General features: G+C 61.3%; 12 protein-coding genes. 8 read left to right on the top strand and 4 right to left on the bottom strand.

Features of this window, described 5'->3' with window-relative positions; genetic code table 11:
* Positions 1-15 precede the first annotated feature (15 nt).
* Positions 16-1110, top strand: a complete 1095-nt coding sequence (locus B3P22_RS11170; RefSeq protein WP_296271040.1) for a polyamine ABC transporter substrate-binding protein — start codon at positions 16-18, stop codon at positions 1108-1110.
* Between the two features lie 211 nt (positions 1111-1321).
* On the opposite strand, the gene B3P22_RS11165 is transcribed toward B3P22_RS11170, so the two are convergent.
* Positions 1322-1693 (bottom strand): helix-turn-helix domain-containing protein, encoded by a 372-nt coding sequence (locus B3P22_RS11165; protein ID WP_296271039.1) that lies wholly within the window; start codon positions 1691-1693, stop codon positions 1322-1324.
* Positions 1694-1824: 131 nt separating this feature from the next.
* On the opposite strand from B3P22_RS11165, the gene B3P22_RS11160 reads away from it, so the two are divergent.
* The 5 genes from B3P22_RS11160 to B3P22_RS11140 all read left to right on the top strand — a co-directional run bounded on the left by B3P22_RS11160 (position 1825) and on the right by B3P22_RS11140 (position 8094).
* Positions 1825-3414 (top strand): site-specific DNA-methyltransferase, encoded by a 1590-nt coding sequence (locus B3P22_RS11160; RefSeq protein ID WP_296271038.1) that lies wholly within the window; start codon positions 1825-1827, stop codon positions 3412-3414.
* A 12-nt stretch (positions 3415-3426) separates the two neighbouring features.
* Complete coding sequence (locus B3P22_RS11155; protein ID WP_296271037.1) at positions 3427-6000, top strand: DEAD/DEAH box helicase; 2574 nt, start codon at positions 3427-3429, stop codon at positions 5998-6000.
* A 176-nt stretch (positions 6001-6176) separates the two neighbouring features.
* A complete protein-coding gene (locus B3P22_RS11150; RefSeq protein WP_296271036.1) occupies positions 6177-6719 on the top strand; it encodes a hypothetical protein in 543 nt (180 codons plus the stop codon).
* Between the two features lie 77 nt (positions 6720-6796).
* Complete coding sequence (locus B3P22_RS11145; RefSeq protein ID WP_296271035.1) at positions 6797-7435, top strand: hypothetical protein; 639 nt, start codon at positions 6797-6799, stop codon at positions 7433-7435.
* Positions 7435-8094: a hypothetical protein gene (locus B3P22_RS11140; protein ID WP_296271034.1), complete on the top strand. Its 660-nt coding sequence runs from the start codon at positions 7435-7437 to the stop codon at positions 8092-8094. Before B3P22_RS11145 ends, B3P22_RS11140 begins: the two co-directional genes overlap by 1 nt.
* Before the next feature lie 80 nt (positions 8095-8174).
* Here the strand turns inward: B3P22_RS11140 and B3P22_RS11135 are convergent, their stop codons facing one another.
* A complete protein-coding gene (locus B3P22_RS11135; protein ID WP_296271033.1) occupies positions 8175-9080 on the bottom strand; it encodes a LysR substrate-binding domain-containing protein in 906 nt (301 codons plus the stop codon).
* 349 nt (positions 9081-9429) lie between these two features.
* On the opposite strand from B3P22_RS11135, the gene aspA reads away from it, so the two are divergent.
* Complete coding sequence (gene aspA / locus B3P22_RS11130) at positions 9430-10854, top strand: aspartate ammonia-lyase (protein ID WP_296271032.1); 1425 nt, start codon at positions 9430-9432, stop codon at positions 10852-10854.
* Between the two features lie 130 nt (positions 10855-10984).
* Positions 10985-12238, top strand: a complete 1254-nt coding sequence (locus tag B3P22_RS11125) for a dicarboxylate/amino acid:cation symporter (RefSeq protein ID WP_296271031.1) — start codon at positions 10985-10987, stop codon at positions 12236-12238.
* A gap of 199 nt (positions 12239-12437) precedes the next feature.
* On the opposite strand, the gene B3P22_RS11120 is transcribed toward B3P22_RS11125, so the two are convergent.
* Complete coding sequence (locus tag B3P22_RS11120; RefSeq protein WP_296271030.1) at positions 12438-14279, bottom strand: nitric oxide reductase activation protein NorD; 1842 nt, start codon at positions 14277-14279, stop codon at positions 12438-12440.
* 88 nt (positions 14280-14367) lie between these two features.
* The coding region (locus tag B3P22_RS11115; RefSeq protein ID WP_296271029.1) for a cbb3-type cytochrome c oxidase subunit I at positions 14368-15339 on the bottom strand (972 nt) is incomplete at its 5' end.

Here is a 15339-nt window from a genome sequence, read left to right as displayed (position 1 = left end):
GGGGTGACATACACGATGAAAGCCATCAAACAGATGCTCGGCGCCGCCCTGTGCGGCGCCACCCTGCTCAGCGGTGCGGTGCAGGCCAAGGAGCTGCGCGTGTACAACTGGGCGGACTACATCCTGCCGTCCGTGCCCAAGGATTTCCAGAATGAGTCCGGCATCCAGATCACCTGGGACACCTTCGAGACCAACGAGGCGCTGGAGGCCAAGCTGCTCACCGGCAACTCCGGCTATGACCTGGTGATCCCGTCCAACCAGTTCCTCGAAACCCAGATCAAGGCCGGCGTGTTCGCCCCGCTGGACAAGTCGAAGATCCCCAACTGGAAGAACCTCGACCCGGTGTTGCTCGGCCTGCTGGAGAAGAACGATCCGGGCAACCAGTACGGCGTGCCCTACATGTACGGCACCGTGTTGATCGGCTACAACCCGGACAAGGTCAAGGCCGCGCTCGGTGACGATGCCCCGGTCAACAGCTGGGATCTGGTGTTCAAGCCCGAGTACATGGAGAAGCTGAAGTCCTGCGGCGTGGCCATGCTCGACTCGCCTACCGAGATCATCCCCATCGCCCTGCACTACATGGGCCTCGACCCCAACAGCAGCAACCCGGCCGACTACGACAAGGTCACCGAGCTGCTGCTGAAAGTGCGTCCGTACGTGACCTACTTTCATTCGGCCAAGTACATGACCGACATCGCCAACGGCGACATCTGCGTGGCTGTCGGCTATTCCGGCAGCTTCTACCAGTTCGCCAACCGCGCCAAGGAAGCCGGCAACGGCGTGACGATCAACTGGCGCCTGCCCAAGGAAGGCGCGCCGATCTGGTTCGACACCTGGGCCATCCCCAAGAGTGCGCACAATGCCGACGAAGCCCACGCCTTCATCAACCACCTGCTCGAACCCGAGGTGATCGCGCCGATCAGCGATTTCCTCGGCTATCCCAACCCCAACGTGCCGGGCATGGAACTGGTGGGCGCGGAAATCGCCGCCGACCATGACCTGACGCCGACAGCGGAAATGCAGAAGTCGCTGTACGTGGTGCAGCCGTTGCCGCAGAAGATCGAGCGCGTGCGTACGCGGGCCTGGACCTCGATCAAGTCGGGTAAGTGATTCGTCACCAACCGCTCGCGGCTGAAGCCCCTCCCACAGAGTGCGTCGCTTTTGTGGGAGGGGCTTTACCGAGGTGCCCACGCTCTGCGTGAGCACTTGCGTTTGCGGCGCTGCGCGTTATACCGCGCGGCGTTAGCAACTGTTAAGACCGAAACGGACTCAGAGCAGTCCAGTTCCTAGGGTTTCGCTGGGCTCAACCCAGGCTGCGTGCCTAGCTTTCTTCGCGCTCGAGCCGGCTCAATAACCGCATGAACTCAAGGGCCAGCTTCTGATTGGCTGGCGACAGATCGCGGAAACCTTGCCTTAGCTGAAGCGCCTCACGTGAATAGTCCGTCTCGTGCGTTTCTCGCACAGACAGCACCGCTCCCGATTCGATTTTGAAGCCCTCAGCTTCCGCGTAGATTGCGGTCACACTGGTATTCAGAGCCCTTGCTAGACGCTCCAGCAATGCCAGGGATGGACTGCTCTTACCTTGCTCGATGCGCGACAGGTTGCTGGTGGCCGTTTCGACCTCCAGTGCCAATTTTTCCTGAGTGAGCTGGCGCTCCTGGCGCAGCGCGTAGATGACTTGGCCGATGTGCATGGGGCGCGATTCTTTGCCCCGCCTTGCCTTTCAGGCAAAACAATCAAAGCAAATTACTTTATGATTTTGCCTTTAAAGCAAATAGCTCGACTGATCATTGCATCGAGCGGTTTCAGGACAAGGCGAAACGCATGCCAACGCTGCATTGGGTCGGAAAGGACAAGGTCAAACACCACCACCGTGACGTGCCCTACCGGGTACTGCTCGACGACGACCACTACCAGGCACCTGCAGGCACACCAGGTAACAGCACGGATAACCGCATCATCCAGGGCGACAACCTGGAAGCGCTGAAAAGCCTGCTGCCCGAGTTCGAGTGCAAGGTGCAATGCATCTATATCGACCCGCCCTACAACACGGGCAATGAAGGCTGGGTGTACAACGATAACGTCAACGATCCACGTATCAAGAAGTGGCTAGGACAAGTTGTAGGCGAGGAAGGCGAGGATATGAGCCGCCACGATAAGTGGCTGTGCATGATGTATCCAAGGTTAAAGTTATTGCATCGCCTATTAGCCAATGATGGTTCCATATGGATATCGATAGACGATAATGCCTCTGGCTTATTGCGCCCAGTAATGGATGAAATATTTGGATCACAGAACTTCGTAGCATGTATAGTTTGGGAAAAAGCCGACTCACCTCGAAATTCTGCGCGTCAATTTTCTGTTGATCACGATTATATATATGTCTATTCGAAACAGACCGATTGGACTCCCGCTCGATTGGCTAGGACGGAAGAAGCAAATTCTATTTATCAAAATCCTGACGCAGATTTGAATGGAGCGTGGATTCCAGGAGATCCTTTTGCCAATAAACCATACTCCAAAGGCAAATACAGTATTACAGGCCCGACTGGTAGAATCTTTAGCCCGCCTCCAGGACGTTATTGGAGAATATCGGAGAGTAAGTTTGAAGAACTAAATAGTCAGGGCAGAATTTGGTGGGGGTCAACAGGAGACGCCAGGCCAAGCATTAAGCGCTACTTGAGCGAAGTATCAGATCTAGTGCCCCGTACCATATGGGGGAAAGATTCAGTAGGAAGTAATCGCTCATCGAAAAATGAAATGCGTTCAATTTTCCGAGACAGCGCCTCTTTTGATACGCCTAAACCAAGTGCTTTAATTGAACGTATCCTTCAACTGGCAACTGCTGAGAACTCCATCATCCTCGATTCTTTCGCTGGCTCCGGCACCACGGCTCATGCCGTCCTGAAACTCAATGCCCAGGATGGCGGTAATCGCCGCTTTATCCTGATCGAGATGATGGACTACGCCGACAGCCTGACTGCCGAGCGTGTGCGACGGGTCATGAGCGGCTATGGCGAGGGCGACAAGGCGGTGGCCGGGCTGGGTGGTGCCTTCACCTTCCAGCGTTTAGGCGAACCGCTGTTCGACTCACAGCAACAGCTCAACCCTGCTGTCGGCCTGCCAGCCATTCGCAGCTATATCGCCTGGTTGGAGTGCATTCCTCGGCATGAATTGGCGCCCCTCGACAATCCCCGACATCGCTACTGGCTCGGCGAAGCCAATGGTCAGCGAGTGTTCTTCTGTTACGAGCCCGAGCGCATCACCTGTCTGGATATGGATCTGCTCAACGAGCTGATCCAGACGCCCGGCCCGACCCTGTTCTATGCCGATCAGTTGGCATTGGGCGAGGAGTTGATGCGCCGGCACAACCTGCGCTTCAAGAAGATCCCTCGCGATATCACCCGGCTTTAAGGAGTCACCACAATGGAACTGAACAACTATCAGAGCCAGGTGATCCGCGACCTGGAGAAATTCATCAAGCGCTGGCAAGCCTGCAACGATAGCGTGCTGGCTTACCGTGCCCATTGGGACGAAGTCGGCGCGGTAAAGATGCCAGGCTATAAAGCCGCGCAGCACAGCGCCCCGCAAGTGTGCGCCAAGGTGCCCACGGCAGGCGGCAAGACCCTGATTGGTCTGCATGCGACGGAGGCTATTTTCCGGGGGCTGCAGCGGCGCCAGGGAGATGCACGGCTGTGTATCTGGCTGGTGCCGTCGCTGTCGATCCTGCAGCAAGTGCTAAAGGCGTTACGTAACCCCGATCACCCATACCGGCAGACGCTCAACCGTTTGTTCGATGGCCGGGTAACGGTGCTGGACAAGAACGAATTGCTCGCCGGCGGCCAGTTCAGCCTGGACGAAGTACGCGACGGTTTGGTGCTGACGGTGCTCAGCTACGACAGCCTGCGCGCGAGCAATAAAGAAAACCGCAAGCTGTACCAGGAAAACAGTGCGCTGGAAGACTTCAGTGAAACCGCATTGGCGCTGGCAGAGGGCACCGACCCCGCCTCGCTGGTCGCGGCCATGGCCGGCCTGAACCCGGTAGTCATCGTCGACGAGAGCCATAACGTCACCAGCGGCCTCTCTCAGGAGATGCTCTGTAACCTCAACCCCGCTTTTGTGTTTGAGCTGACGGCCACGCCGCGCGACGGCGCCAATATCATCAGCTTCGCCGACGCGATGGCGCTGCGTGATCAGCACATGGTCAAGCTCCCGGTCATCGTGCAAAACCTGCCGGATCAGGAGGCAGTGCTTAGCCGCGCCATCGATTTGCGCGCTCGCCTGGAAGCCGAGGCAAGCGCCGAGCAAGCAGACGGCGGCTGCCGGATCAGACCTATCGTGCTGGTGCAGGCCGAAAGCAAGAGCAAGGATGCCGCTCTGACCTTCGAGAAGGCCAAGGCCGAACTGCTCAATCGCGGTGTGCCAGAAGAGTGTATCAAGATCAAAACGGCCAATCTGGACGAACTGAAAGGTATCGACCTGAGCGCGGCGGATTGCCCGGTACGCTTCATCATTACCATCAATGCGCTCAAGGAAGGCTGGGACTGCCCGTTCGCATACATCCTGGCTACCCTGGCTGATCGCTCGTCTGCCGTGGATGTGGAGCAGATTCTTGGCCGCATCCTGCGCCAACCTTATGTGCGCCCGCATGGTCGTGAGCAGTTGAACATGAGTTATGTGCTGACCTCTTCGGCACAGTTCGGCCAGACGCTGGAAAAGATCGTTGCAGGCCTTAACCGGGCCGGATTCAGCCGTCGGGACTTCCGTGCCCGCGACGAGGCTCAGGGGGCGGTAGCCGTGGTGCCTAGCACAGGAAAAACGCCACCATCGAGCACATCTGGATCGCTCTTTGACTCACCAAACACGGCGCCAGCGCAACCGCCTGTTAGCAGCGCAGCCAACGCATTGGTTGAAGATATTCTGGCGTTTGCCCTGCAGGCCAACGCCGAGCTTGAGCAGGCTAGCCAGGCGTTGAACGGCCACTACCAGGCACAGGAAGTAAGAAACGCCATGGATGTTTACCCGATTCGCCAAGTCTTTGCCGAGCAGGTCGCAACCTTGCGCTTACCGCAGTTCTTTCAGATAACGCCAGGTTCTCTGTTCGAGCAGGGGCATGTCTTTCTCGAACGTGATGCCTTGCTGTCGGGCTTTCAGATTGCAGATTGCGACGTCAATGACTTTGCCGTGGCGCCAGCAAGCGGCGATCTGATCAAGCTGGATTTGCTCAAGGTCGGGGAGTCGGCAGGGGATTACGAGCCTACGCGGGTAAGACTCAAAGATCAGGAAATTCGCCGCTGGCGCGACTATCTGTCGAACCTGGATGCGGATGCCAAACGACGGCAATTGAGCGGGCTGGTCAACAACTGGATCGGCAAGATGCCGCCATTGGCTGACATTGATTTGCTGGCCTACATCAACAAGATCCTGGCGCGGCTGAGCCCCGGGGACCTGGAGTTGGTCGTAGAGCAACAGCACGCTTATGTCGATGCCATTCGCAAACGTGTACGCAAGGAAATTCAGCAATTCGCGCGCAAACGTTTTAAAGAATGGCTTGGCCTGGGTAAGATTGAGCTGCGCGAAAGCCATGCGCTGCCGAGCGAGATCGCACCTCGGCACACCTCTGCCATCGCTACAGAAAACAGCCTGTACCTACGTGAAGAATGGGGTAATGGCCTGGAAGAGGATATGGCCGACTTCCTGATGGACTGCGAAAACGTGCGCTGGTGGCACCGTAACCTTGCCAACAAAGGTTTCGTGCTCAACGGGGCGCTCAATCATTACCCCGACTTTATCGTGTGCCTGCAGTCAGGAGTGATCGTGCTGCTGGAAACCAAAGGCAGCGATAGAGACAACTCCGACAGCGCTGCAAAGATCGAACTGGGAAGCCTCTGGGAAGCACAAGCCGGGCGAAAATACCGGTACCGGATGGTGTTCGAGACAGATCCATTGGATGGCGCGATTACCTGGGCGCAGGCCTGTGATTTGGTAAAAACACTTTGAGTTACAACAGGCGCCCAACATACGAGCAAACGAAAATCCCGTGCCGCCTGCGGTAACCGCTCTTGCCATAAGCTTGAGGTCGAGCCATGCTTGTCCCGAGTCCTGGGACTAGGGACAAGCAGGATAAGCCGAACATGAAAAGTCAAGACATCGGGCTGCTACTCAAGCTGAGTGCCATGGAGATCAGTCAGAAGCGCGCCGGAACGCTTGAGCAGGAAGCAGACGAATCGCTCATCAGCGATCAGGCACTTTACGACTTCACGGCACGCGGTCTAGAGGTCGAAACAGGTATCAGCAAGACCCAGCTCAATCTGGCTCTGAACCGCTGCCTGGATGTCGGCCTGGCCTATCGCGATCGGAAAACGGATACGCCACGCGCCAATGCTCAGGCCTTGTTCGACTTCATCGTACACGGCGTGCGTTATGTGTTTCCCGCGCGCAAAGGCGAACTGACTCGAGGCACAGCTACGGCTTTTTCCGCACCGATGTTGCGTAGGCGCTTGCTCAATGCCGGCGAACTGGAGCTTGTCTGGCCGGATGCTTATGGCAAAACCATGGGCCAGGCGGTCGAGCCGTTGTTCAAGAGCTGCCCGCAAGCAGCTGAGCGTGATCCCTTGCTGTACGAGCTGCTGGCTCTGGTCGATGCCGTGCGGCTGGGGCAACCGCGCGAACGTAAGTTGGCGATCGAGCTATTGCACGAGCGCCTGGTGGCAGGCTGATGACGGACATTCAGCATCAGTTATTGCAGATGATTGCCCGAGTGGCGCAAGCTCTGGGGCCGGAACTGGGCGAGCGCATGGCGTTCGTCGGCGGGGCCACTACAGGCCTGCTGTTAACCGACCCCTTTACCCGCGAGCAAGTACGCAGCACCGATGATGTCGACCTGATCGTGCATGTACTGGGCACAGTGGGCTTCGCCGCACTACAGGAGCAACTGCAGGCCCGGGGCTTTCGCATCGTGCCACCTGCCGCCGATGAAACACTGCCGATTTGCGCCATGAAGCTCGATGGCATGCGCGTGGATTTCATGCCAGATGATGAAGCCGTGCTGGGTTTTACCAACCGTTGGTATCACGACGCCTTGGCTACAGCTCTGCCGCATACCTTACCGGATGGGCAGCGTATTCGACTGGTAACGCCCGCTTACTTCCTGGCGACCAAGCTAGACGCCTGGAAAGGGCGCGGGCAAAACGATGCATTGGGCAGCCGTGATATCGAAGATGTGCTGGCCTTGGTCGACGGCCGCGAAGAGCTGATCGCCGAGATCAAGGCAGCGCCTAATGAACTATGGGATGCCGTCGCCGACGAGCTCGGTCGCCTGCTGAGTGATGGCTATTTTCAGATGGCGGTACAGAGCCAGACCCAAGGCGATAGAGCGCGCGAAAGTCGCCTGTATATCCGTCTGGAGCAACTGGCGAAAACGAGGCCAAGCTGATGCAGTTGCTGTGGCGCAGTTGCCAAGGTAGCGAGCGCACGAGCAACAACGATGCTGTGGCAATCGCTCGCCAGGGCGAATGGCTGCTATGCCATCTGGTCGACGCGGCTGCCAGGAGTGATCAAAGCAAGATATTCGCCGGTCATTGGGCCAGGCACATCATCGGCTCTCTACTGCAGCACTCCGTCAATGCAGATCAGCAAGCTGTGCTCAGCATTTTTGCTCAGGAGCAGCGTGCCTTACGCCAGCATTTTCTGGGGAAGGTTGCCAGCTACTGTCTGCTGCGCTTGAACACGCGAACAAGAGTGGCGCAGGTTTTTTATCTCGGTGATTGTCACATGGGATTACACCAAGCCGAAGCCATCGAATGGCAAACGACACCTCATACCCTCGACCAACAGGTACAAGAAGGGTCTAGGCATGTCCTGACCCGATCACTCAATGCTCGCCGCTTTGTCGCCCCCGACATTGTCGAGTTTGAAGTGCCTGCAAACCGTGCCCTGTTGATGGCGACCGATGGCTACTGGGCCGAGAGCTTGAAAGAAGGCCAAACATTTACCCAAACCAGGGACGACGCCAGTTGCCTGACCCTGACGACGGGGGACTGGGCATTTACCTGCCAGTCTGATGAAGACAACGCTTTCGTAATCACCAAGTAGCGTGAATGTTCAGCGTGACCAGCGTAATTTGAACTCGCTAAATAAGGGCCGCACGTCAATGCCTGCCGGTGAGGCGCAGGTTAGCCCCCCACCTCTCCCGTCTCCAGCTTGCGCCACAGCAAACGCACCGCTGCCTTGCGCACCAGGGCGCAGCGGTACAGGCGGATTTCCAGCGGGATCTGCCACTGCTCTGCGCCACAGATGGCCAGTTCGCCGCGGGCCAGTTCCGCAGTCACCGATAGCCGTGGCACCCAGGCCACGCCCATGCCCTGCAGGGCCATGCTCTTGAGGCTGTCTGCCATGGCGGTTTCGTACACGGTGGTCGAGCGCAGGGCGCGCTGGCGCAGCAGCAGGTTGACCGACCGACCGAGAAAGGCACCGGCGCTGTAGGCCAGCAGCGGTACGCTCTGCCCGCCGTCGAGGTCGTACAGCGGCGCGCCGGACTCGTTCACCGCGCATACCGGCAGCATCGAGGTCGCCCCCATATGCAGCGATGGGAAGATCGCCGGGTCCATCTGCAGCGCGGCATCGGGGTCGTAGTAGGCAAGGATCAGATCGCAGGCGCCCTCACGCAACGAATGCACCGCCTCGCCGACGTTGGTCGCCACCAGGCGGGTGGTCAGCGGCAGGCCTTCGCGGCGCAGGCGGGCGATCCATTCCGGGAAGAAGCCCAGGGTCAGCGAGTGGGCGGCGGCAATCGACAGCACCTCGCCCTGCTGACCTTCCAAATTGTGCAGATGGCGCACCACCTCGCCGAGCTGCTCGACCAGGCTGCGCGCGGTGACCAGAAACAGGCGGCCGGCCTCGGTCAGTTCGATGGGGGTGCAGGAGCGGTCGACCAGGGTCAGGCCGAGCATGGACTCCAGGCTGCGGATGCGCCGGCTGAACGCCGGCTGGGTGACGAAGCGCTTCTCGGCCGCCTGAGAGAAACTGCGCGTAGCGGCCAGGGCGACGAAGTCTTCCAGCCATTTGGTTTCCAGGTTCATCGAGTCTCCGTAGCCCGGATGCAATCCGGGGTTGGCCCGTCACGTTGCCCCGGATTGCATCCGGGCTACACGGTTTGGCTGGTCCAGCTGCCGTGGCGCGTCGCGTAACCCACCAGGCGATGGATCGCGTTGCGCCAATGGTGGGTTACGCCGCGTTTCGAGCGACGTGATATTCGGCAATGCAGCACGCGGCTAACCCACCCTACGTTTGTCGCTATCCCGCGGTCACATCCACATTATGCCGATTGCGCATAGGGCAGCAAGCAACGGCATTGGTAGCGAGACGGTACGAGCCCATATTCTATGGGGATCGCGGCACTCGCCGTATTCCCCAAGAGTCATCTCTATCATGTCCTGCGCTGCATTTGTTCGCGTCGAAAAAGACCTGCTCGGCACCCTCGAAGTCCCCGCTGAAGCCTATTACGGCATCCAGACTCTGCGCGCCGTGCAGAACTTCCGTCTGTCCGGCGTGCCGCTGTCGCACTACCCGAAGCTGGTGATCGGCCTGGCCATGGTCAAGCAGGCTTCGGCTGACGCCAACCGCGAGCTGGGCCATCTGTCCGCCGCCAAGCACACGGCGATCAGCACGGCCTGCGCACGCATCATTCAGGGCGAGTTCCACGATCAGTTCGTGGTCGACATGATCCAGGGCGGCGCCGGCACCTCGACCAACATGAACGCCAACGAGGTGATCGCCAACATCGCCCTCGAAGCCATGGGGCATGAGAAGGGTCAGTACCAGCACCTGCACCCGAACAACGACGTGAACATGGCGCAGTCGACCAACGACGCCTACCCGACCGCCATCCGCCTTGGCCTGCTGCTGGGTCACGACAGCCTGCTGAGCGCACTGGACAAACTGATTCAGTCGTTCGCCGCCAAGGGCCTGGAGTTCGACCACGTGCTGAAGATGGGCCGTACCCAGCTGCAGGACGCGGTGCCGATGACCCTCGGCCAGGAGTTCCGCGCCTTCGCCACCACCCTCGGCGAAGATCTGCAGCACCTGAAGCTGCTGGCGCCGACCCTGCTCACCGAGGTCAACCTGGGCGGCACCGCCATTGGCACCGGCATCAACGCCGACCCGAAATACCAGGCCCTGGCGGTCAAGCGCCTGGCCATCATCAGCGGTCACCCGCTGACCCCGGCTGCCGACCTGATCGAAGCCACCAGCGACATGGGCGCCTTCGTGCTGTTCTCCGGCATGCTCAAGCGCACCGCGGTCAAGCTGTCGAAGATCTGCAACGACCTGCGCTTGCTGTCCAGCGGCCCGCGTACCGGCATCAACGAGATCAATCTGCCGGCGCGTCAGCCGGGCAGTTCGATCATGCCGGGCAAGGTCAACCCGGTGATCCCCGAGGCGGTCAACCAGGTGGCCTTCGAAGTGATCGGCAACGACCTGGCGCTGACCATGGCAGCCGAAGGCGGCCAACTGCAGCTGAACGTGATGGAGCCGCTGATTGCCTACAAGATCTTCGACTCGATCCGCCTGCTCACCCGCGCCATGGACATGCTGCGTGAGCTGTGCATCGACGGCATCACCGCCAACGAGGCGCGCTGCCGCGAACTGATGGAAAACTCCATCGGTCTGATCACCGCGCTCAACCCCTACATCGGCTACGAAAACGCCACCCGCATCGCCAAGGTCGCTCTGGAAAGTGGGCGCGGCGTGCTGGAGCTGGTGCGCGAGGAGCAGCTGCTGGACGAGGCCACCCTGGCCGACATCCTGCGCCCCGAGAACATGATCGCCCCGCGTCTGGTTCCGCTGCAGGGCTGATTCATCGAATGACGCACGCCGCCCCCTTGGGCGGCGTGCTCGTTTCCGCCCCGGCGCCTGCGCCGAGGGTGGCATCACCTAAGGCCGCACAGACGGCCCCACAACAACGACAATCCGGGTGTACAACCATATGAGTCAGAGCAATACCGCTTCCCCTTCCCTCCTTGCCCGCGTACCGCTGTGGCAGCAGATCCTTATCGGCCTGGTGCTCGGCGTTGTGGTCGGCATGCTGTTCAAGAGCGGCGCCCTGGCGCTGGCGCCGGTCGGCGCGCTGTTTCTCAACGCGATCAAGATGCTCATCGTGCCGCTGGTGTTCGTCTCCCTGGTAGCCGGTATCACCGCCATGAGCGACAGCGCCAAGCTTGGCCGCATCAGCGTCAAGACCATCGCCATCTACCTGGTCAGCACGGCCTTTGCGGTGAGCATCGGCTTGCTGTTCGGCACCCTGTTCAACCCCGGCGAAGGCATGAACATGGTCGCCAGCGGCAGCGAAGAGGCCAAGCAGGCGCCCTCGCTGGTGCAGATCCTGGTGGGCCTGGTGCCGACCAACCCGGTGACCGCCTTCGCCGAAGGCAACATCCTGCAGATCATCGTCTTCGCCATCGCCCTGGGCGTGAGCATGAATTTGGTGGGCGAAAAGGCCGCGCCGGTGGTCCGTCTCTTCGACGGCTTGGCCGAGGTGTTCTACAAGCTCACCGACCTGGTGATGCGCTTCGCCCCCATCGGCGTGTTCGCGCTGATCGCCGGCGTGGTCGCCTCCCACGGCATCGAGGTGCTGCTGCCGCTGGCCGGTGTGATCGGCGTGATCTACCTGGCCAGCATCGCCCACATGCTGCTTATCTACGGCGGTCTGATCGGTGGCCTGGCGCGCCTCAGCCCGCTGCGTTTCTTCCGTGGCATCGCCCCGGCGCTGGCGGTGGCCTTCAGTACCTCGAGCAGCTCCGGCACCCTGCCTGTGTCCATCGAGTGCGCGCGCAAGAACCTCGGTGTGTCGCAGGGCGTGGCCGGCTTCGTGCTGCCGGTAGGCGCCACCATCAACATGGACGGCACCGCAATCTACCAGGGCGTGCTGGCGCTGTTCATCGCCCAGGCCTTCGGCGTCGATCTGAATGCCGGCCAGTACCTGATGATCATCCTCACCGCCACCTTGGCTTCGGTCGGCACCGCCGGTGTACCCGGCGCCGGCCTGATCATGCTCGGCCTGGTGCTGACCTCGGTCGGCCTGCCGCTGGAAGGCGTGGCGCTGATCGCCGGTATCGACCGCATCCTCGACATGGCGCGCACCACGGTGAACGTCGCCGGCGACCTGATGACCACCACACTGGTGGGCAGCAGCGAGAAAGAGCTGGATCGCGAGATCTACAACAGCGACAACGCTGCCTGAGCAACCGTTTTCATAGGAGGCCTTCACCAGCCTCAACCTTCAGGGATGGCCTCGGCCATCCCTTTTTTTATCCGTTTGTTGACTCGGTTGTGGTAGCCACTAATTGTGGGAGCGACGGGGGCGCCTAGCCTTGTCCGCGGGCTCTTCAACCATTCGCGGGCAAGCCAGGCGCCCCGTCGCGGCCACACAACACCTCTATTCAGCGCCTTGTCAGTTGCCGATACAGCTGCGGCAGGTACAGCGGCAGATGCTGCGGTTTGTCGATCAGCGTGTAGCCGCCGGCGCCGAACATGTACGGCAGGTAGTCGCCGGCCTGCTGGTCGATGGTGATGCAGAACGGCAGCACGCCGGCGCGGCGGGCTTCGAGCACCGCCTCGCGGGTGTCCTCCACGCCGTAACGGCCTTCGTAGAGGTCGAGGTCGTTGGGCTTGCCATCGGTGACCAGCAACAGCAGGCGCTGGCTCTGCTGGCGCTCGCCGAGCAGGCGGGTGGCCTGGCGGATGGCAGCGCCCATGCGCGTGTAGTAGCCGGGGCGCACGGCGAGGATGCGCCCGCGCGCCTGCTCGTCGTAGCGCTGGCCGAACGGCTTGAGTTCCTGCATGCGCACCTGCTGGCGGCGCAACGAGGAGAAGCCATACAGGGCGAAATCGTCACCAGCCGCCGACAGCGCCTCGGCGAACAGCAGCAGGCTGTCCTGGATGACGTCGATGACCCGTTGCTCGTCGTTGAGGTGCGATTCGGTGGACATCGACAGGTCGGCGAGCAGCAGGCAGGCCAGCTCGCGGCGCGTGCTGCGCTGTTCGAGGAACAGGCCCTTCTCGCAGGCCTTGCCCTGCTGACGCTGCACCTGGAAATCGAGCCAGGCGCTGAGGTCCAGCTCGCTGCCCTGTGGCTGCTGGCGTAGCCATTGGCGGTCGTTGCGCAATACCTCGAACTGGCGGCGCAGACGCCGTGCCGACAATGCCAGGTGCGTCGGCAACGGCAGCGCCTCGGCCGCGTGGGGGTGGAAGATTTGCAAGCTGACGTGGCGTTCGAGCAGGGCCGAGCGCCGGTAATCCCACTCCGGCAGGTGCAGTCCCGCACCTAGCGGCACATCGTCCTGCTCCGGCGATGGCAGGTCGAGGTCCAGATGCAGGCCGCCGCCCTTGCGCGTGCGCTGGCGCGACAGGGTCAGCTCGTCGAGGTCCTCGGCCACGCGGGCGGCATCGAGGTCCTCGCTGTCATCGTTGCAGCGGTCCAGTTGCACGTGTTCGGACCAGCTGAACAAATTCTCCAGGCGGAACAGCAGCAGGCCGCCCTTGCCGCTGGTGTCGTCGATGCGCGAGGCGCGCTTGCGCAGTGAGCGCTGCGCCGGGTTGGGGTTGCGGGCGCTGCCTTCACCTTCCTCGGGCAGTTCGCTGGAGGCGCCGGGGCCCTGACCCTGCGGCGGATACAGCCACAGCGGCAATGGCCAGGGGGCACGTTCGTCGTGGGCGAAATGGGTGACGCTGCCGGGCTCACGCAGCGCCTGGCGCAGGTCACGCTCCAGCGCCGCACTGGCGGGTGGCAGGCTGTCGGGGGCGGGCCGCAGGCGCAGGTGCGCGTCGACCAGCCGTTGGTAGCGAGGGCGCATGGCCGGGTAGCGTTGCAGCAACTCGTTCACCCAGCGCTGGTTGTCACGCCCCCAGTGGCGCATGCCGTCGGCGACCGCGCCGAGCATCGCCAGCCAGCGGTACAGCTCACGGTTCAGCTCGGCCTGCGGGAACACGGCGAGGGTCGGCGGCAGGCGCATGTTCTGCGCATCGCGCCAGGCCACCGGCATCTGCCTGCAGGTGCCAGCGACCTGTTGCAGCAGGCTGCGCCGCAACAACAGTTCACGCGGCTGCGCGGCCTGGATCTGTACGCCACTGGCACCGCCAATGGCGTGAAAGAGCAGGGCCAGGGCACGCTGCTGGTCGCTCAGCTGCACCTGGGCGTGGGTGAAGTCCGGGTCGCTGCGGCGGGTGATGAAACGGTGCCAGACGCTGCCGACCCATTCCTCGACTTCGATGCTGAAGGCCATACCCGACTCCCTGAAAATGAGATGTGGGAGGGCTTCAACCACGACTGTCGCCGCTGAAGCGCCTCCCACCGTTACCCCTTGTCGTCGATCAGGCGGTGGCCATCACGATGTTCTTGCGCTGGATGAAGCTCAGCAGGTAGCAGACCAGGCCGAGGGCGAAGCCGATACCGGCAACCAGGCGCGCCCAGAAGTACGGCGCCAGCTGGTCCATGGTGGCCACGAAGGCCATGGCCTCGTTGTCGCTCGGCCAGCGTTGCAGCCAGATCTGCGCGGCGCCGGCGGCGGTCAGCAGCAGGGTGATCAGCACCATGGAGATGGTCATCAGCCAGAAGCCGGCGATCTCGACGCGTTGGGCGCTTTCCTGTGGCGCCTCACCGATGCCACGTAGGCGCGGCATGGCGTAGGAGATCATGGTCATGACGATCATCGCGTAGGCCCCGTAGAACGCCAGGTGGCCATGGGCGGCGGTCAACTGGGTGCCGTGGGTGTAGTAGTTCACCGGTGCCAGGGTGTGCAGGAAGCCCCACACGCCGGCACCGAAGAAAGCGGTCACGGTGGTGCCCAGTGCCCACAGGCCGGCGGCGCGGTTGGGGTGTTGGCGACGACGACGGCGCACCATGTTGAAGGCGAACAGCACCATGGCGAAGAACGGCAGCGGTTCCAGGGCCGAGAAGATCGAACCCAGCCACAGCCATACGCCTGGTGCGCCGATCCAGAAGTAGTGGTGGCCGGTGCCGATGATGCCGGTGATCAGGGCCATGGCGATGATCACGTAGAGCCACTTCTCGATCACCTCGCGGTCGACGCCGGTGACCTTGATCAGCACGAAGGCCAGCATCGCGCCCATGATCAGTTCCCACACGCCTTCCACCCACAGATGTACCACCCACCACCAGTAGTACTTGTCGCGGGCGAGGTTTTCCGGGTTGAAGAAGGAGAACAGGAACATTACCGCCAGGCCGATCAGGCCGGTCATCATCACCACGCTGACCGTGGTCTTGCGACCTTTGAGCAGGGTCATGCCGATGTTGTAGAGGAAGCCCAGGGCCACCACCACGAT

Source organism: Pseudomonas sp. UBA6323, assembly GCF_002439135.1.
Taxonomy (GTDB): Bacteria; Pseudomonadota; Gammaproteobacteria; order Pseudomonadales; family Pseudomonadaceae; genus Aquipseudomonas.
Note: the sequence above shows the minus strand (reverse complement) of the source record. Positions and strands in the feature narration are given on the sequence as shown.